The organism is Massilia sp. DD77 (assembly GCF_036961685.1).
GTDB lineage: Bacteria > Pseudomonadota > Gammaproteobacteria > Burkholderiales > Burkholderiaceae_D > Telluria.
This window is the reverse complement of record NZ_JBAMDH010000010.1, coordinates 53150-69544: the sequence shown is the minus strand read 5'-3', so window position 1 is coordinate 69544 and position 16395 is coordinate 53150. Positions and strand designations below refer to the sequence as shown.

16 protein-coding genes and 1 pseudogene are annotated in these 16395 nt (G+C 65.0%); 5 read left to right on the top strand and 12 right to left on the bottom strand.

What is annotated here, in order from left to right; genetic code table 11:
• Nucleotides 1-80 precede the first annotated feature (80 nt).
• The gene (locus tag V7778_RS07630) at nucleotides 81-1535 is read left to right on the top strand and encodes an NAD-dependent succinate-semialdehyde dehydrogenase (protein WP_335553404.1); all 1455 of its coding nucleotides are present in this window, start codon (nucleotides 81-83) and stop codon (nucleotides 1533-1535) included.
• Between the two features lie 76 nt (nucleotides 1536-1611).
• On the opposite strand, the gene V7778_RS07625 is transcribed toward V7778_RS07630, so the two are convergent.
• From V7778_RS07625 to V7778_RS07575, 11 genes are all read right to left on the bottom strand, one after another.
• On the bottom strand, nucleotides 1612-1965 hold the full coding sequence (locus tag V7778_RS07625) for a nucleotide pyrophosphohydrolase (RefSeq protein WP_335553402.1): 354 nt from the start codon (nucleotides 1963-1965) through the stop codon (nucleotides 1612-1614).
• Entirely contained in the window at nucleotides 1962-2636 is a 675-nt protein-coding gene (can, locus tag V7778_RS07620) for a carbonate dehydratase (protein ID WP_335553400.1), read from the bottom strand. Before can ends, V7778_RS07625 begins: the two co-directional genes overlap by 4 nt.
• A 79-nt stretch (nucleotides 2637-2715) precedes the next feature.
• Nucleotides 2716-3381, bottom strand: coding sequence for a DNA alkylation repair protein (locus V7778_RS07615; protein ID WP_335553398.1), 666 nt, complete (start codon nucleotides 3379-3381; stop codon nucleotides 2716-2718).
• An 85-nt stretch (nucleotides 3382-3466) separates the two neighbouring features.
• Nucleotides 3467-4594, bottom strand: a complete 1128-nt coding sequence (gene dnaJ / locus V7778_RS07610; protein WP_335553396.1) for a molecular chaperone DnaJ — start codon at nucleotides 4592-4594, stop codon at nucleotides 3467-3469.
• 123 nt (nucleotides 4595-4717) lie between these two features.
• Complete coding sequence (gene dnaK, locus V7778_RS07605) at nucleotides 4718-6664, bottom strand: molecular chaperone DnaK (RefSeq protein ID WP_335553394.1); 1947 nt, start codon at nucleotides 6662-6664, stop codon at nucleotides 4718-4720.
• A 105-nt stretch (nucleotides 6665-6769) separates the two neighbouring features.
• Nucleotides 6770-7330, bottom strand: a complete 561-nt coding sequence (gene grpE, locus V7778_RS07600; protein ID WP_335553392.1) for a nucleotide exchange factor GrpE — start codon at nucleotides 7328-7330, stop codon at nucleotides 6770-6772.
• A 374-nt stretch (nucleotides 7331-7704) separates the two neighbouring features.
• Nucleotides 7705-8808: a ferrochelatase gene (hemH, locus tag V7778_RS07595; RefSeq protein WP_335553388.1), complete on the bottom strand. Its 1104-nt coding sequence runs from the start codon at nucleotides 8806-8808 to the stop codon at nucleotides 7705-7707.
• Between the two features lie 80 nt (nucleotides 8809-8888).
• Nucleotides 8889-9317 carry an organic hydroperoxide resistance protein gene (locus V7778_RS07590; RefSeq protein ID WP_335553386.1) on the bottom strand — a complete coding sequence of 143 codons (429 nt, stop codon included), beginning with the start codon at nucleotides 9315-9317 and terminating at the stop codon, nucleotides 8889-8891.
• Between the two features lie 270 nt (nucleotides 9318-9587).
• The gene (gene recN, locus V7778_RS07585; protein WP_335553384.1) at nucleotides 9588-11255 is read right to left on the bottom strand and encodes a DNA repair protein RecN; all 1668 of its coding nucleotides are present in this window, start codon (nucleotides 11253-11255) and stop codon (nucleotides 9588-9590) included.
• Between the two features lie 39 nt (nucleotides 11256-11294).
• Nucleotides 11295-12200 carry an NAD kinase gene (locus V7778_RS07580; RefSeq protein WP_335553382.1) on the bottom strand — a complete coding sequence of 302 codons (906 nt, stop codon included), beginning with the start codon at nucleotides 12198-12200 and terminating at the stop codon, nucleotides 11295-11297.
• Nucleotides 12201-12341: 141 nt separating this feature from the next.
• On the bottom strand, nucleotides 12342-13280 hold the full coding sequence (locus tag V7778_RS07575) for a DUF3667 domain-containing protein (RefSeq protein WP_335553380.1): 939 nt from the start codon (nucleotides 13278-13280) through the stop codon (nucleotides 12342-12344).
• A 133-nt stretch (nucleotides 13281-13413) separates the two neighbouring features.
• Between V7778_RS07575 and V7778_RS07570 the strand changes: the two genes are divergently transcribed.
• The 4 genes and pseudogenes from V7778_RS07570 to V7778_RS07555 form a co-directional block, all read left to right on the top strand.
• On the top strand, nucleotides 13414-13743 hold the full coding sequence (locus tag V7778_RS07570) for a hypothetical protein (RefSeq protein WP_335553378.1): 330 nt from the start codon (nucleotides 13414-13416) through the stop codon (nucleotides 13741-13743).
• Nucleotides 13744-13753: 10 nt separating this feature from the next.
• Nucleotides 13754-14185 carry an OsmC family protein gene (locus tag V7778_RS07565; protein WP_335553376.1) on the top strand — a complete coding sequence of 144 codons (432 nt, stop codon included), beginning with the start codon at nucleotides 13754-13756 and terminating at the stop codon, nucleotides 14183-14185.
• 83 nt (nucleotides 14186-14268) lie between these two features.
• A complete protein-coding gene (gene gloA, locus V7778_RS07560; RefSeq protein ID WP_335553372.1) occupies nucleotides 14269-14682 on the top strand; it encodes a lactoylglutathione lyase in 414 nt (137 codons plus the stop codon).
• 6 nt (nucleotides 14683-14688) lie between these two features.
• Nucleotides 14689-14832: pseudogene (locus V7778_RS07555) on the top strand (3,4-dihydroxy-2-butanone-4-phosphate synthase); the annotation flags it as partial.
• Between the two features lie 216 nt (nucleotides 14833-15048).
• Here V7778_RS07555 and V7778_RS07550 read toward each other — a convergent pair.
• Nucleotides 15049-16365: a TolC family outer membrane protein gene (locus V7778_RS07550; protein ID WP_335553371.1), complete on the bottom strand. Its 1317-nt coding sequence runs from the start codon at nucleotides 16363-16365 to the stop codon at nucleotides 15049-15051.
• Between the last annotated feature and the right edge of the window lie 30 nt (nucleotides 16366-16395).

The window sequence follows — 16395 nt, the reverse complement described above, 5'->3', positions numbered from 1 at the left end:
AGGCCGGGCGCGCAGCGCGGCTTGTCGAAAAGGTCTACCATGCTTCCTTTCCAGACAACGCAACACGCGCGAGGAGTTCCATGCTGAACCTGAACGATCCTTCCCTGCTGCGCCAGCAGGCCTATATCGACGGCGCCTGGGTCGATGCCGACAACGGCGCCACCTTCCCGGTCGTGAATCCCGCCACCGGCGAGCAGCTCGGCACCGTCCCGCACATGGGCGCGCTCGAGACCCGGCGCGCCATCGAGGCCGCCAACGCCGCCTGGCCGGCATGGCGCAAGAAGACCACCAAGGAACGTGCGGCCATCCTGCGCGCCTGGTCCGACCTGATGCTGGCCAACGCTGGCGACCTGGCGCTCCTGATGACGGCCGAACAGGGCAAGCCCTTGCTTGAGTCCAAAGGCGAAGTGGCCTACGCCGCCTCGTTCTTCGAATGGTTCGGCGAGGAAGCCAAGCGCATCGCGGGCGAGACCCTGCAATCGCCCTGGCCGGACCGCCGCATCGTCGTCACCAAGGAACCGATCGGCGTGTGCGCCGCGATCACGCCCTGGAACTTCCCGGCCGCGATGATCACCCGCAAGGTCGGTCCGGCGCTCGCCGCCGGCTGCCCCATCGTGCTGAAACCCGCCGAGCTGACGCCCTATTCCGCACTCGCCCTGGCGGTGCTGGCCGAACGCGCCGGCGTGCCGAAAGGCGTGTTCAGCGTCGTGATCGGCGACGCCAAGGCCATCGGCGGCGAGATGACGTCCAACCCGCTGGTGCGCAAGCTGAGCTTCACCGGTTCCACCGCCGTCGGCCGCCTGCTGATGGAACAGTGCGCGCCCACGATCAAGAAGCTCTCGCTGGAACTGGGCGGCAACGCTTCCTTCATCGTGTTCGACGACGCCGATCTCGACGCGGCGGTCGAGGGCGCGATCGCCTCGAAATACCGCAACGCCGGCCAGACCTGCGTGTGCGCCAACCGCATCTACGTGCAGGACGGCGTGTACGACGCATTCGCGCGCAAGCTGGTGGCGGCGGTGGGCAAGCTCAAGGTCGGCAACGGCGTCGACGAAGGCGTCAACCAGGGCCCGCTGATCGAAGAGAAGGCGGTGCGCAAGGTCGAACAGCACATCGAGGATGCGCTGGGCAAGGGCGCCAAGCTGTTGGCCGGCGGCAAGCGCCACGCGCTGGGGCACAGCTTCTTCCAGCCGACCGTGCTGGCCGAGGTGACCTCGAACATGCTGATTGCGGGCGAAGAAACCTTCGGGCCGGTGGCGCCGCTGTTCCGTTTCAAGACCGAGGACGAAGTCATCGCCATGGCGAACGCCACCGAGTTCGGCCTGGCGTCCTATTTCTACGCGCGCGACATCGGGCGCGTATGGCGGGTGGCCGAGGCGATCGAGACCGGCATGGTCGGCGTGAACACCGGCCTGATCTCGACCGAAGTGGCGCCTTTCGGCGGGGTCAAGCAATCGGGCCTGGGGCGCGAAGGCTCCACGTACGGCATGGACGATTACCTGGTCGTGAAATACATCTGCATGGGAGGGGTGTAAGCGCCAGCCTGCCGCACCGGCACGTCGTACGCGCCAGTGGCGCGTACGACGGTCTTAGGGCCGCGGGCTGCGCTCCCTACTTCTTGTACTCGTAATACTTCCTCGCATCCCCCCTCACCTGCTCGGCGGGATACTTCGCCCGGTTCAGCACCATCTTTTCCTGCACCGCCGCGAACAGGTCCACATCGAGCTTGTCCGCCAGGCGCACCAGGTACACCAGCACGTCCGCCATCTCGTGGCGCACCTCCACCAGCTTGTCCGGCCCGAGCTCCTCGAGGCGGCCATGCTGCAGCCACTGGAAATGCTCCAGCAGCTCGGCCGCTTCCACGCTCAGGGCGGATGCCAGGTTCTTGGGCGTGTGGAACTGGTCCCAGTCCCGCTCGTCCACGAACTCGCGGACGATGCCGCGCAGCCGTGCCAGCTCGCTCACGCCGCGTCCTTCTCCACGTAGCCGTCCAGCACGCGCGCCAGCTTCGGTGCGATCTCGTCCTGGCTGCTGATGGTGATGCCCAGGTCGCGCAGCAGGCCGTCGTGCACGCCGTAGACCCAGCTGTGGATGGTCAGCGGCTGGCCGCGTTCCCAGGCGTCGCGCACGATCGTGGTCTGGGCGGTGTTGATCACCTGCTCGGCCACGTTCAGCTCCACCAGGCGGTTGGTCGCCGCGCGGCCGCTCACCGCGCCCAGGTACTTGCCGTGCTTCTCGCGCACGTCGCGCACGTGGCCCAGCCAGTTGTCCGCCAGGCCCACGCGGCCGTCGGTCAGCGCGGCATGCACGCCCGAGCAGCCGTAGTGGCCGCAGATGATGACGTGCTTCACCTTCAGCACGTCGATCGCGAACTGCAGCACGCTCAGGCAGTTCAGGTCGGAGTGCACGACCACGTTGGCGATGTTGCGATGGACGAAGAGCTCGCCCGGCGCCATGCCCAGCAGTTCATTCGCCGGCACGCGGCTGTCAGAACAGCCGATCCACAGGTATTCCGGCGCCTGCTGCTCGGAGAGCGCCTTGAAGAAGGTCGGGTCCTTGGCCACCATCGAGGCGGCCCAGTCGCGGTTGCGGGCAAACAGCTCTTCCGCGGTCAATCCCTTGGTCTTGTTGTCCATCTTGACTCCTTTTGTCGTATGCATCTTCGGCAACCCCGAAGTTTACCAGTGTTGAGAAGCGCCGTCCCGCGCGCCACGCTCAGCAATGCTTGGCGGCTTCGCGCAGGCTCAGGGGCGACAGCCGTGCGCGATGGGCGTCCACGAAGGCGCGCACGAAGGCCGGGTCGGTACGCGCATAGTCGCGCAGCGCCCAGCCGATCGCCTTGCGGATGAAAAATTCGCGTTCTTCCGCCAGCAGCAGGGCATGGCGCCCGAGGCGCGCCGTGTCGGTCGCACCCTTCCAGCCCAGCTGGTGCAGCATCGCCGCGCGCCGGACCCAGAAATCGGGATGCGCGATCCAGGCGTCCATGGTCACCTGGGCGCCGCGCCCGGCCAGCACGATGCGGCCGATCACCGCGGCCAGTCCGTCCACCGTGTCCCACCAGCTGTCGCGCAGCAGCCAGTCCTGCAGGCGCGGCAGCTGCGCCGGCGCCAGGCGCCGGTGGTGGTGGTGCAGCAGATCGATGGCGGTGTAGCGGAATTCGCGCTCCGGCAGCCGCCACAGGGCTTCCGCGGTGCCGAGCAGATGACCCGGGTCCTGCGGGTGGGCGGCGACCAGGTCCTTGACCGCGGCTCTCCGTACCGGCGCGGGCAGGCCCAGGAAGGCGAACTGGTCCTTCATGTAGGCGCGCATCGGAACTGCGCGCTCGAGGTCGGCCAGCGGGCGCAGGCGGTGTTCGAAGGCGGACGCATTCATCGTTGACATGGTGTGGTCCCGTGGGTTTGGGCGGCAAGATACAAAAAAACGCCGAGGGCTCGCACCGCTCGGCGTTTGGTTCGATCCGGACCGCTTACTCGAAGAAGTCCTTGACCTTGTCCATCCAGCCCTTGCTCTGCGGGCTGTGCTTCGCGCCGCCCTCGTTGGTCAGGCGGTCGAACTCGCGCAGCAGGTCTTTTTGCTTGTCGGTCAGCTTGACCGGGGTCTCGACGATCATGTGGCAGAACAGGTCGCCCACGTAGCCCGAGCGCACGCCCTTGATGCCCTTGCCCTTGAGGCGGAAGGTCTTGCCGGTCTGGGTGCCTTCGGGCACCGTGAACGAGACCTTGCCGGTCAGGGTCGGCACCTCGATCTCGCCGCCCAGGGCGGCCTTCGAGAACGAGATCGGCATCTCGCAGTGCAGGTCGTCGCCTTCGCGCTGGAACACGGCGTGCGGCTTGATGTGGATCTCCACGTACAGGTCGCCCGGCGGCCCGCCGTTGGTGCCCGGCTCGCCATTGCCCGAGGAGCGGATGCGCATGCCGTTGTCGATGCCGGCCGGGATCTTCACTTCCAGGGTCTTGTTGCGCTTGATGCGTCCGGCGCCGGCGCAGGCCGCGCAGGGTTCAGGAATGATCTTGCCGCTGCCATGGCACTTCGGGCAGGTCTGCTGGATGCTGAAGAAGCCTTGCTGCATGCGCACCTGGCCGTGGCCGGCGCAGGTGGTGCAGGTGACGGGCTGGGTGCCCGGCTTGGCGCCGCTGCCGTGGCAGGTGTCGCACTTGTCCCAGCTCGGCACGCGGATGGTGGTGTCGAAGCCGTTGGCCGCCTGCTCCAGCGTGATCTCGAGGTTGTAGCGCAGGTCGGCGCCACGGTAGACCTGGGGGCCGCCCGAGCCGCGGCCGCGGCCGCCGCCGAAGATGTCGCCGAAGATGTCGCCGAAGGCATCGCCGAAGCCGCCCGCGCCGAAACCGCCTCCGCCCATGCCGCTGTTCGGATCCACGCCGGCGTGACCAAAGCGGTCATAGGCCTCGCGCTTTTCCGCGTTGGTCAGCATCTCGTAGGCTTCCTTCACCTCCTTGAACTTCTCCTCCGCTTCCTTGTTGTCAGGATTGCGGTCGGGATGGTATTTCATCGCCAGCTTGCGATATGCCTTCTTGATGTCGTCTTCCGACGCATTCTTGGCCACCCCGAGGATCTCGTAAAAATCACGCTTTGCCATGCTCGGCACCTTGCTGTTAAGTCTATTTACAGAACGGTCTATGCAAAAAAACCGAGCCGGGAACCAGTCTGGTCATCGGCTCGGTCCCGTACGGGCGGGGCCCGACGGCCCCGCGCGCTGGTCTTACTTGGCGTCCTTCACTTCCTTGAAGTCCGCATCGACCACGTCGTCGTCCTGCTTGGCCGACCCGTCGCCGCCAGGAGCCTGCTGGCCGCCGGCCGCACCCGCGGCGCCTGCCTGCTGCGCCTGCATGTCGGCGTACATCTTCTCGCCCAGCTTCTGGGCCGCGGTCGACAGGGCCGCCGTCTTGGCGTCGATGTCGGCCTTGTCGCCGCTCTTGATCGCGCCTTCGAGGTCGGTGATGGCCGCTTCGATCTTTTCCTTCTCGCCGGCTTCCAGCTTGTCGCCGTATTCGGCCAGGGACTTCTTGGTCGAGTGCACCAGCGCGTCGCCCTGGTTGCGGGCTTCGGCCATTTCCTTGACCTTCTTGTCCTCTTCCGCGTTCAGCTCGGCGTCCTTCACCATCTTCTGGATTTCTTCTTCCGACAGGCCCGAGTTGGCCTTGATGGTGATCTTGTTTTCCTTGCCGGTGGCCTTGTCCTTGGCGCCCACGTGCAGGATGCCGTTGGCGTCGATGTCGAAGGTCACTTCGATCTGCGGGGTGCCGCGCGGCGCCGGCGGGATGCCTTCGAGGTTGAATTCGCCCAGGCCTTTATTGCCCGCGGCGATCTCGCGCTCGCCCTGGTAGACCTTGATGGTCACGGCCGGCTGGTTGTCGTCGGCGGTCGAGAACACCTGCGAGAACTTGGTCGGGATCGTGGTGTTCTTGTGGATCATCTTGGTCATCACGCCGCCCAGGGTCTCGATGCCCAGCGACAGCGGGGTCACGTCCAGCAGCAGCAGGTCCTTGCGCTCGCCCGACAGGACCGAACCCTGGATCGCGGCGCCGACGGCGACGGCTTCGTCCGGGTTGACGTCCTTGCGCGGATCCTTGCCAAAGAACTCCTTGACCTTCTCCTGCACCTTCGGCATGCGGGTCATGCCGCCGACCAGGATGATGTCGTCGATGTCCGAGACCTTGACGCCGGCATCCTTGATCGCGATGCGGCATGGCTCGATGGTCTTGGAGATCAGTTCCTCGACCAGCGATTCCAGCTTGGCGCGGGTCATCTTCAGGTTCAGGTGGACCGGCGCGCCGTTCGCCATGGCGATGTAGGGCTCGTTGATCTCGGTCTGCTGCGAGGACGACAGCTCGATCTTGGCGCGCTCGGCCGAAGCCTTGATGCGCTGCAGGGCGATCGGGTCCTTCGACAGGTCGAGGCCGTTGATCTTCTTGAACTCGTCGATGATGTAGTCGATGATGCGCTGGTCGAAGTCTTCGCCGCCCAGGAAGGTGTCGCCGTTGGTCGACAGCACTTCGAACTGCTTCTCGCCTTCGACGTCGGCGATCTCGATGATCGACACGTCGAAGGTGCCGCCGCCGAGGTCATACACGGCGATCTTGCGGTCGCCCTTGTCGGTCTTGTCCAGGCCGAAGGCCAGCGCGGCCGCGGTCGGCTCGTTGATGATGCGCTTGACGTCCAGGCCCGCGATGCGGCCGGCGTCCTTGGTCGCCTGGCGCTGCGAGTCGTTGAAGTAGGCCGGCACGGTGATGACCGCTTCGGTGACTTCCTCGCCCAGGTAGTCCTCGGCGGTCTTCTTCATCTTGCGCAGGACTTCCGCGGAGATCTGCGGCGGCGCCAGCTTCTTGTCGCGCACGCCGACCCATGCGTCGCCGTTGTCGGCTTGCAGGATCTGGTAAGGCATCAGCGAGATGTCCTTCTGGACTTCCTTTTCCTGGAACTTGCGGCCGATCAGGCGCTTGACGGCGAACAGGGTGTTCTTCGGGTTGGTGACGGCCTGGCGTTTCGCCGGCGCGCCCACGAGGATTTCACCATCTTCCTGATAAGCGATGATCGACGGCGTAGTACGCGCGCCTTCGGCGTTCTCGATCACCTTCGGCTGGCCGTTTTCCATGATCGCGACGCAGGAGTTAGTGGTTCCCAGGTCGATACCAATGATTCTGCCCATGATTTTTTTCCTTTTAGCTTTATGTTTCGGATGGATTCAATATTGGGAAAAACTGCGTGCTTTCAAGAGCTTAACTCGCCGCACGCTCCCGTTTTTGTTTTTCGCTTATTTCGGTGCGGCTGCGGTGACGATGGCCGGACGCAGCAGGCGGTCGGCGATCATGTAGCCCTTCTGGAGCACGGCGACCACGGTATTGGCTTCCTGCTCGGACGGCACCACGGCGACGGCCTGGTGCTTGTTCGGGTCGAGCTTGTCGCCCGGCTGCGGCATCACTTCGAGCAGGCGGTTCTTTTCGAAGGCCGCGCTGAGCTGCTTGAGGGTCATCTCGACGCCTTCGCGGATCGCTTCGACGGTCTGGGTCTCGACCTTCAGGGCCATTTCCAGGCTGTCGCGCACCGGCACCATGGCTTCGGCGAAGCTCTCGATCGCAAACTTGTGGGCCTTGCTCACGTCTTCCTGGGCGCGGCGGCGGATGTTTTCCGCGTCGGCCTTGGCGCGCATGAAGGCGTCGTGCATCTCGGCCAGCTTGGCTTCGGTAGCGCTCAGCTGTTCTTCGAGGCCCGGCTCGCCCGATGCGGCGGCGGCAGGCTGGGCTGCTGCCGCGTCGATAACGGGCGCTTCGCCTTCAGGCTGGTTCATCACCTCTTTGTTTTCTTGGTCTTGCATCGAAAAAACTCCTAGAATCAAGGACTTGGCTGAGACAGGACAGATTCCCGCCTGGATGGTCAGGCATCCAGATGGGGCGATCTCCTACAATTTCAAGGGGAATTGCAGAAAAAGCATCCCGAAGCCGGCCTGATAACAATTGTTACAGTATTTACTATTTCCGTGATTCATTTCCCAACGAGAAGCCGTAAGCTTCTCGATAAGCTTGCTTATGGATGAGCAAGCGACCCGGGAGCAGACATCATGCGATTACCACTGATCAGCGGCGCCGTCGTGCTGTACACCCTGGCCGTGATGGCCTGGCTGTGCTACGTGGGCATCGGCGCGACGCCTTGACAAACCGGCCATTCTAGCAGATCGGCAAGGGAAGCTGCTCAGGCGCCAAGCTGGGCCGCATGTTGGGCGCCGACCTGCGCGTCGCGGCGCTGGCTGGCGCTCTGGGCGGGCGTGAGGATGGTGGGCCAGCCGATCAGGTGCTGCTCCGCGATCTCGGCCAGGCCGAGGACCCAGGCCTTCGAGGTGTTCATGCAGGGAATGTAATGGAAGTCCTTGCCGCCGGCGGCCTCGAACTCGTGGCGCACTTCCATGTTGATCTCTTCCAGGGTCTCCAGGCAGTCGCTGGTGAAACCCGGGCAGATCAGGTCGATGCGCTCGACACCCTCGCGCGCCAGCTGCTGCACGGTGGGCGCGGTATAGGGCTGCAGCCATTCGGCCTTGCCGAAGCGCGACTGGAAGGTGACCAGGTAGTCTTCCGGCCCGATGCCGAGGGCTTCGGCCAGCAGGCGCGCGGATTTTTGACACTCGCAGAAATACGGGTCGCCCAGCAGCAGGGTGCGCTTGGGTACGCCGTGGAAGCTCATCACCAGTTTCTGGCCGCGGCCGTGGTTGTCCCAATGGCCCTGCACGCTCTCGGCCAGGGCGTTGATATAGCCTTCGTGGTCGTGGTAGTGCTTCACCAGGCGCAGTTCCGGCACGTTGCGCACGCGCGCATAGTGCTGGTAGACGGCGTCCCAGATCGAGGCGGTAGTGGTGCCGGAATATTGCGGGTAGGCGGGCAGGACGACGATGCGGTCGCAGCCCTCTTCCTTGAGACGGTCCAGGACCTCAGGGATCGAGGGCGAACCGTAGCGCATCGCCATCGCCACCTTCACGTCTTCGTGGCCGCGCTCCTTGAGCATGTCCTGCAGCAGCGCCGCCTGCTTGGCGGTGTGGACCTTGAGCGGCGAGCCGTCGCGGGTCCAGATCGTGCGGTACTTGGCCGCCGACTTGCCGGAGCGGAAAGGCAGGATGAACAGGTGCAGGATGAACCACCAGATCCGGCTCGGGATCTCGACCACGCGCGGGTCGGACAGGAACTGCTTCAGGTAGCGGCGCACGGCCTTGCGGTTGGGCTCGTCAGGTGTGCCGAGGTTCACCAGGACGATGGCATGCTGGGGTACGGCGCCGTGGGCGTGAGGCGGTTCTTTGCGAAATGGCATGTATAAAGGGTGGGTGACGGGACGCCCTCTATTATAAGTGGGGGTCCCGTGCGGCGGGCGCTCTGCGCGCCCGCCTGTCGTCAGGTGGACACGTGCAGGCGCACGTCGATGTTGTTGCGGGTGGCGTTCGAGTAAGGACAGACGATGTGGGCCTTGTCGACCAGCTCCTTCAGCTGGGCCTGGTCCATGCCCGGGCCCTTGATGCTCAGGTCGACCTCGATGCCGAAGCCGGTCGGGATCTGGCCGATGCCGACGTCGCCGGTGACGGTCAGGTCGGGCGGCAGGTTCACCTTGGCCTGGCCGGCGACGAACTTCAAGGCGCCCAGGAAGCAGGCCGAGTAGCCGGCCGCGAACAGCTGTTCGGGATTGGTGCCTGGACCGCCGCCGCCGCCCAGTTCCTTGGGGGTGGACAGCTTGATGTCGAGCACGCCGTCGGAACTCTTCGAGTTGCCTTCGCGGCCGCCTTGCGAGGTGGCCTGGGCGCGGTAGAGGACTTTTTCGATGCTCATGCGGACTCCCTTCTTGTGGTGGGTGGGTGTGGAACGATGGTCACTTTGCCACAGAATGATGAAGGGGGGATGACGGTTGGGCGAATGGGAGAGGTGGCAGTACTTCTAGCGTGTAAACGTCATCCCCGCGAAGGCGGGGACCCAAGTTCGTTGCGCAGCCCACTACTTTTCACGTTATAGGTAAGCACGCAAACTTGGGTCCCCGCCTGCGCGGGGATGACGGTTTTACGGCTAACGGGCGTGGCGACGTGGCGACGTGGCGGGCAGTCTTCAGGACGCCAGCAGCTCCCTCGCGTGCTTGCGCGTCGTCTCCGTAATCTCGATCCCGCCCAGCATGCGCGCTACCTCTTCCACCCTGGCCCGGTTGTCCAGCACGTCGATGCGCGACACCGTGCGCCCCGCGTCGGTGGTGCCCTTGGCCACCTGGAAGTGCTGGTTGGCCTGGCTGGCCACCTGCGGCAGGTGGGTTACGCACAGCACCTGGCGCTCCCGCCCCAGGCGCTTGAGCAGGCGGCCCACCACCTCGGCCACGCCGCCGCCGATGCCGGTGTCGACCTCGTCGAAGATCAGGGTCGGCACCGTGGTCGCGTTCGAGGTGATCACCGAGATCGCCAGCGAAATGCGCGCCAGTTCGCCGCCCGAGGCCACCTTGGCCAGCGGGCGCGGGGCCACGCCCTGGTGGCCGGCCACCAGGAATTCGACCTGCTCGAGGCCGTGCGCGCCCGGTTCGGCGCTGTTCAGTGCCACGGCAAAGCTGCCGCCGCTCATGCTCAGTTCCTGCATCGCGCTGGTCACCTGCGCGCCCAGTTCCCTGGCCGCCTTCTCGCGCCGGGTCGACAGGCGCTGGGCCACGTCCATGTAGGCGGCCCTGGCCTTGTCCTCCTGCTTGCGCAGGCCGTCGATGTCGGTGGCGTCGGCCAGCTGGCGCAGCTTGGCGGCCAGCGCCGCGTGCTCGTCGTGCAGCTCCTCGGGCGTGACGCGGTACTTGCGCGCGGCGCTGTGCAGCGCTTCCATGCGCGCGTCGACCTCGCGCAGGCGGCCCGGGTCGAGCTCCACCTTGTCGATGTAGTTGTTCAGCGCGTACACCGCTTCCTGCAGCTGGATGCGGGCCGGCTCCATGCAGTCGAGCACGGCCTGCAGCTGCACATCGACATCGACCAGCTTGCCCAGCTTGGTGTTCAGCGAGGATAGCTGCGACAGGATAGGGTGGTCGTCCGATTCCGACAGCGCGTTCAGGGCTTCCTGGGCGCCTTCGAGCAGGCTGGCGGCGTGCGACAGACGGCTGTGCTCGTTGCTGATCTCGGCCCACTCGCCGGCCTTCGGCGCCAGCTTGTCCAGCTCGCTCACCTGGTATTCCAGGCGCTCGCGCTCGATCAGCACGTTCTTGGCGTTGGTCTCGTATTCCTCGCGCTGGCGCACCAGCGCGCGCCAGGCGCGGTACAGGCTGGCCACGTCCAGCACCTCGGCGCGCGCCTCGGGGTCGCGCACGGCGATCTGGTTGTCCAGCAGGTCGCGCTGGGCGTCGGGTTTCAGCAGGGTCTGGTGGGCGTGCTGGCCATGGATGTCGACCAGCATCTCGCCCAGCTCGCGCAGCTGGGCCGCGGTGGCCGAGATGCCGTTGATGTAGGCCTTCGAGCGGCCGGCATTGTCGATCACGCGGCGCAGCAGCGCCCCGCCCTCCTCGGTGCTGAATTCATTCTCGTCCAGCCAGGCCGCGGCCAGCTTGGTGAGGGCGAAATCGGCCGTGATGTCGGCCTTGGCCGACCCTTCGCGCACCATGCTGGCGTCGCCCCGGCCGCCCAGCGCCAGTTGCAGCGCATCGATCAGGATCGACTTGCCGGCGCCGGTCTCGCCGGTGAATACCGTGAAGCCGTTCGAGAACTCGAGCTCGATGGCGTCGACAATGACGAAGTCACGGATGGTTAATGTGCGCAGCATGAAAAATCGGGTCTCCGTTGGTGGGATTGCTTTGGCGATTTACTTGAGCTTGCCGTCGTTGGTCGGGTATTCGTTCCAGTGCAGTTTTTCGCGCAGCGTATGGTAATAGCTCCAGTCCTGCGGATGCAGGAAGGTGACCGCGTGGGGCGAGCGCGAGATCACGATGCGGTCGCCCAGTTGCGCGCTGGTGAAGGTCTGCATGTCGAAGTTGACGCTGATGTCGCGCCCGCTCACCAGCTCGACCACGATCTCGCTGGTGTCGGGCACCACGATCGGACGGTTCGACAGCGCGTGCGGCGCGATCGGCACCAGCACGATGCCCTGCAGGCTGGGGTGCAGCAACGGGCCGCCGGCCGACAGCGAATAGGCGGTCGATCCGGTGGGGGTCGAGACGATCAGGCCGTCGGAACGCTGGTTGTACATGAACTCGCCGTCCACGGTCAGCTTCAGTTCGACCATGCCGGCGCCGGTGCCGCGCGCCACGACCACGTCGTTGACGGCCACGCTGCAGAAGAGCTGCTCGCCGTCGCGCATCACGCGCGCCTCCAGCAGGGTGCGTTCCTCGCGCCGCGCGTTCCCTTGCAGGATCTGGCCCAGGGCCGGCAGCATGTTCTGGATCGGGATGTCGGTGATGAAGCCGAGGCGGCCTTGGTTGATGCCGATCAAAGGCGTGTCGTACCTGGCGAGCTGGCGCGCGATGCCGAGCATGGTGCCGTCGCCGCCGACCACGACCGCCGCCTGGGCCTGCTCGCCGATCGCGGCGACATCCATGGCCTCGATGCCATCCATGGAAAGATGGGCCGCGGTATCGGTCTCGAACACCACGCGGTAACCGGCCTGGCGCAGGAAGTCCACGATGCGGCCGACCGGCTCTTCGACCCCGGCCGTGTTTTGCCGGACCACGAGCGCGATGATGGGTTGTGGTGCAGGCGTGACAGCGGACATATCGATCTCGGCGGTGATGGGTAAGGACACGCTGGAGATTAACCGATAATCCCCTCGCCTGCCAGTTGGGCGCCCCGCCCCAGACCCGTCAGACACTGTACAAAAGAACAGTATAACGGCGAGCCCCGCCCGGCCGCAAGATCAGTGAAGAAAGGCCTGTCCCACCGCCACGACAACCGCCACGATCAAGCTGATGCAATGCAGGTTCATCAGCACGAACCAGCGCACCGCCGTCATGGTGCGGGTGCCGCCGTAGACGCGCCGCATGGCGGTGGGCAGGTAGAAGGTCAGCCAGACGATCAGGGCGAAGCTGACGATGCCCCAGCCTTCCGGCACCAGGACCAGCAGGCTGAGCATGAAGAAGGCGAAGGCGTTGGTGTGCAGCGCGAACAGGAAATGCTCGCCATAGGTGCGGCCCTTGCCGAGGTAGAGGATTTTCAGGAACAGGGCGAAGATCGGCATCAGCGCGAAGATCGCGTAGGGCGCGTTGCCGAAGAAGGCGCGCTTCAGCGCATCGCTGCGTTCCTTCTCGGGCTGGTCGAGCAGGTCCTGGGTGCTGCGGCCCAGCTTCGGGCTCACCGAACTGGCGGCGTCCACGATCCGCTTCTCGGTTTGCTCGAGCGCGGCCAGGTCCTCGGGCGTGACCGGGCGCTTCACCTCCGCCGCCTCCTTGTCCTCCCTGGCATCCTTGGCCGCCGCCGCGCTTTCCACCGCCGCCCGGTTCAGTTCGTCGCGGTCCGTACTCATGACATTGAAGTCCAGGCCGCCGAACTTGAACAGGGCAAAGAAGATGATGCTGAAGCTCAGGTAGAGGCGCAGCGGTTCGAGGTAGCGCACCCGCCGGCCCTCGATGTATTCGCGGGTCAGGAAGCCCGGCTTGAACAGCAGCAGCTTGAGCGACTTCCACAGCTTGCCCTCCAGCGCCACGTAGTGGCCGACGAACTCGTGCAGGAACTCGAAGGCGCTCGGCACATGCAGGTGGGTCGCCTGGCCGCACTGGTGGCAGTAGTTGCCGGTCGTGGACGCCCCGCAGTTCTTGCAGGTGGACGGGTCGGCATGGGGAAGCGCTTCGGGTTTCACGGCGTGGTTCCAGGCAGTGGGAGTCAAGACTGCATGTTAAGGCCTTCATTGCAAAAATGCATCATCCAATTGCGCGACTTGCTCGCTCTTACGCAGTTAGGATTGGTACAACGGAAATGCAAAGGAGGACATCATGGTTACCGAAACCAAGGACCGTTTCGTCAACACGAAAGCCCCGGTCGAGAACGACGGCGTCAAGCGCCAGCCGCACGAGCGCGACGAGTCGCCCGATGCACAGGACCAGGAACCGCGCGGCATCATGAAGCAGGCGGCGGAAGACCTGGCCCAGGGGCTGAAGGACACCGACCGCTACGGCACCCGCGGCCAGGGTCTGGAGCAGGCCGTCGAGCCGGCCCCGGGCGCTACCGGCCAGGCCAACCCGCAACCCGACCGCCATCGATCGATGCGCGATCACGATAATGGGCAACCCGGTGGCCAGCAGGCGCCCGACAAGAAACAGTAAAGGAAATACGATGACGATCAAACGCAATGGCAGCGCCGTCTGGAGCGGCGGCCTGAAGGACGGCAAGGGCGCGGTCTCGACCGCGAGCGGGGTGCTCAAGGACGCCCAGTACGGCTTCAATACCCGCTTCGAAGACGGTCCCGGCACCAATCCCGAAGAACTGATCGGCGCCGCCCATGCGGGCTGCTTCACGATGGCGCTCTCGGGCCAGCTGGGCCAGGCCGGCCTCACGGCGCAGGAGCTGCGCACCACCGCCACGGTGTCGATGGAAAAGGTCGAAGGCGGCTTCTCGATCACGGCGGTGCATCTCGACCTGGTGGCGAAGATTCCCGGCGCCAGCCAGGAGGCTTTCGACAAGGCGGCCAGCACGGCCAAGGAGAACTGCCCGGTGTCGAAGCTGCTGAACGCGAACATCACGCTGAGCGCGAAGCTGGAGAACTGAGCGCGGATCCTTCCCGGCCGCCGGCAAGAATCATGGCGAGCGCATAGAATGGCCTCTTCCGTATCAATGAAAGGACTTCTCTCATGCGCATCTTGCACACCATGTTACGCGTCGGCGACCTGCAGCGCTCGATCGATTTCTACACCCAGGTGCTGGGCATGAAGCTGCTGCGCACCAGCGACAATCCCGAGTACAAGTACACCCTCGCCTTCCTCGGCTATGGCAGCAACCCGGAGCACGCGGAGCTGGAGCTGACCTACAACTACGGCGTCGACAGCTACGACATGGGCACGGCCTACGGTCACATCGCGATCTCGGCCGACGACATCTACCAGACCTGCGAAGGGGTGCGCGCGGCCGGCGGCAACATCACGCGCGAGCCGGGCCCGGTCAAGGGCGGCAGCACCGTGATCGCCTTCATCACCGATCCGGATGGCTACAAGGTCGAGCTCATCGAGCGCAAGGACCAAGCCGCAGGCGGCGGGCTGAACAACTAAGTCTGGCCGGCGGCGGTGCTGTGCGAGTTGATGAATGCCGACGGCACGATGATGCGTGGGGAGGCGATCGAGCGCTTCGCGCAGGAGCGCGGGTTTCCGGTGTTGACGATTGCGGAGATGATCCAGTGGCGGAAGGTACGGGGAGTTTGAGCGCTTGCGGTGCTGCGTGCAAACTTGGGTCCCCGCCTTCGCGGGGATGACGAGCGCGAGCTAACGCTGAAAGCATCCGTAGCCTTCAAACCGTCATTACCGCGAAGGCGGGAACCCAATTCCCAAGCGCAGTGAAGACTAAAAAAAACCCGGGCAAGCCAGCAAACCGGCCCCCGGGTTTTTTCATGCATGCACGCCGCAAGGGCGTGCACACGATTACTTATCCAGCAGATTATTCACCGGCACCAGATCCGCCTCACGCAGCGAACCCGACGCGGCCTTCAGGCGCAGCCCATTGACGATGGTATCGTAACGCGCACGCGACAGGTCGGTCCGGGTCTGGTACAGCTGGCGCTGCGCATTCAGCACGTCGATGTTGATACGCACGCCCACCTGATAGCCCAGCTTGTTCGATTCCAGCGCCGAGTTGCTCGACACTTCCGCCGCTTCCAGCGCCTTAACCTGAGCCAACCCGCTGCTGACGCCCAGGAAGGATTGGCGCGCCTGCAGCGCCGCGTTACGGCGGGTGGCTTCCAGGTCGTTACGCGCCTTGTCTTCCAGCGCGATTGCTTCGCGCACGCGGCTGGTCACCGCAAAGCCGTTAAAGATCGGTACGCTCCACTGCACGCCGATGGCGTTGTTCTTGCTCACGCCCGTCGCGGCACGGCTTGGGCCATTGACGTCGGTGCGGCTCGAGCTGGCCAGCAGGTCCAGCGTCGGCAGGTGGCCGGCGCGATTGCGCGAGATATCGCGCTTGGAGCGTTCGACCACGAGTTCCTGCACCGTGACGCTGTAATTCTGCGTCTCGGCCGACGAAACCCAGGCATCGACCGTGGCCGGCTGTGGCAGCGCCAGCGTCACGCCCGGTTTGAGTGGCGCCAGGCTGTCCGGCACGGAGCCGATAATGGCTTGCAGTGCGTTACGCTTGTTGTCCAGGTCGTTCACCGCGGCGAACTCCTGGGCGATGACCAGGTCATTCGCGGCCTGCGCTTCATGCGTATCGGTGATGGTCTGGGTGCCGACCTCGAAGTTGCGCTTGGCCGATGCCAGCTGTTCGGCCACTGCGGTCTTCTGGGCGCGGGTCGATTCCAGTTTGTCCTGGGCCGCCAGCACGTCGAAGTAGGCTTGCGCCACGCGCGTGATCAGGTCTTGCTGGGCTCGGGCGAACTCGGCCTCGGCGATAGCCTGGTTCAGCTTGCTCTGCTGGTATGCTTGCCAGTTCTCCCAGCGGAACAGCGGTTGCAGCAGCGAGACGGTGTAGCCATTCGTGCGCACGGTCGGGCCACTGCGGTCGAAGATGTTCTGCGAGCCGTCTTCGCCACTGGTGAGCGAACCGGTGACGCCCACCGTGGGAAGCAGCCCTGCACGCCCCTGTGTCGTCCGCTCGCGGCCCGCGTTCAACGCCGCACGCGCGCTGGCATAGGTCGCGTCATTGGCCAGCGCCTGCTGGTACACCTGGATCAGGTCGGCCGCGCTGGCATTGAGCGAGAAGAACGCGCCGGCCAGCAGGACGGCGATAAGGGGTTTCTGCATTGCTTTCTCCACAGGAGTCATCAAAAGTTA

What these genes read in the sequence shown, in the direction of transcription:
- V7778_RS07630 (WP_335553404.1), top strand. Translation starts at nt 81, where the DNA reads ATGCTGAACCTGAACGATCCTTCCCTGCTGCGCCAGCAGGCCTATATC.
- can (WP_335553400.1), bottom strand. Translation starts at nt 2,636, where the DNA reads ATGGACAACAAGACCAAGGGATTGACCGCGGAAGAGCTGTTTGCCCGC.
- V7778_RS07615 (WP_335553398.1), bottom strand. Translation starts at nt 3,381, where the DNA reads ATGTCAACGATGAATGCGTCCGCCTTCGAACACCGCCTGCGCCCGCTG.
- dnaJ (WP_335553396.1), bottom strand. Translation starts at nt 4,594, where the DNA reads ATGGCAAAGCGTGATTTTTACGAGATCCTCGGGGTGGCCAAGAATGCG.
- dnaK (WP_335553394.1), bottom strand. Translation starts at nt 6,664, where the DNA reads ATGGGCAGAATCATTGGTATCGACCTGGGAACCACTAACTCCTGCGTC.
- grpE (WP_335553392.1), bottom strand. Translation starts at nt 7,330, where the DNA reads ATGCAAGACCAAGAAAACAAAGAGGTGATGAACCAGCCTGAAGGCGAA.
- hemH (WP_335553388.1), bottom strand. Translation starts at nt 8,808, where the DNA reads ATGCCATTTCGCAAAGAACCGCCTCACGCCCACGGCGCCGTACCCCAG.
- V7778_RS07590 (WP_335553386.1), bottom strand. Translation starts at nt 9,317, where the DNA reads ATGAGCATCGAAAAAGTCCTCTACCGCGCCCAGGCCACCTCGCAAGGC.
- recN (WP_335553384.1), bottom strand. Translation starts at nt 11,255, where the DNA reads ATGCTGCGCACATTAACCATCCGTGACTTCGTCATTGTCGACGCCATC.
- V7778_RS07580 (WP_335553382.1), bottom strand. Translation starts at nt 12,200, where the DNA reads ATGTCCGCTGTCACGCCTGCACCACAACCCATCATCGCGCTCGTGGTC.
- V7778_RS07570 (WP_335553378.1), top strand. Translation starts at nt 13,414, where the DNA reads ATGGTTACCGAAACCAAGGACCGTTTCGTCAACACGAAAGCCCCGGTC.
- V7778_RS07565 (WP_335553376.1), top strand. Translation starts at nt 13,754, where the DNA reads ATGACGATCAAACGCAATGGCAGCGCCGTCTGGAGCGGCGGCCTGAAG.
- gloA (WP_335553372.1), top strand. Translation starts at nt 14,269, where the DNA reads ATGCGCATCTTGCACACCATGTTACGCGTCGGCGACCTGCAGCGCTCG.
- V7778_RS07550 (WP_335553371.1), bottom strand. Translation starts at nt 16,365, where the DNA reads ATGCAGAAACCCCTTATCGCCGTCCTGCTGGCCGGCGCGTTCTTCTCG.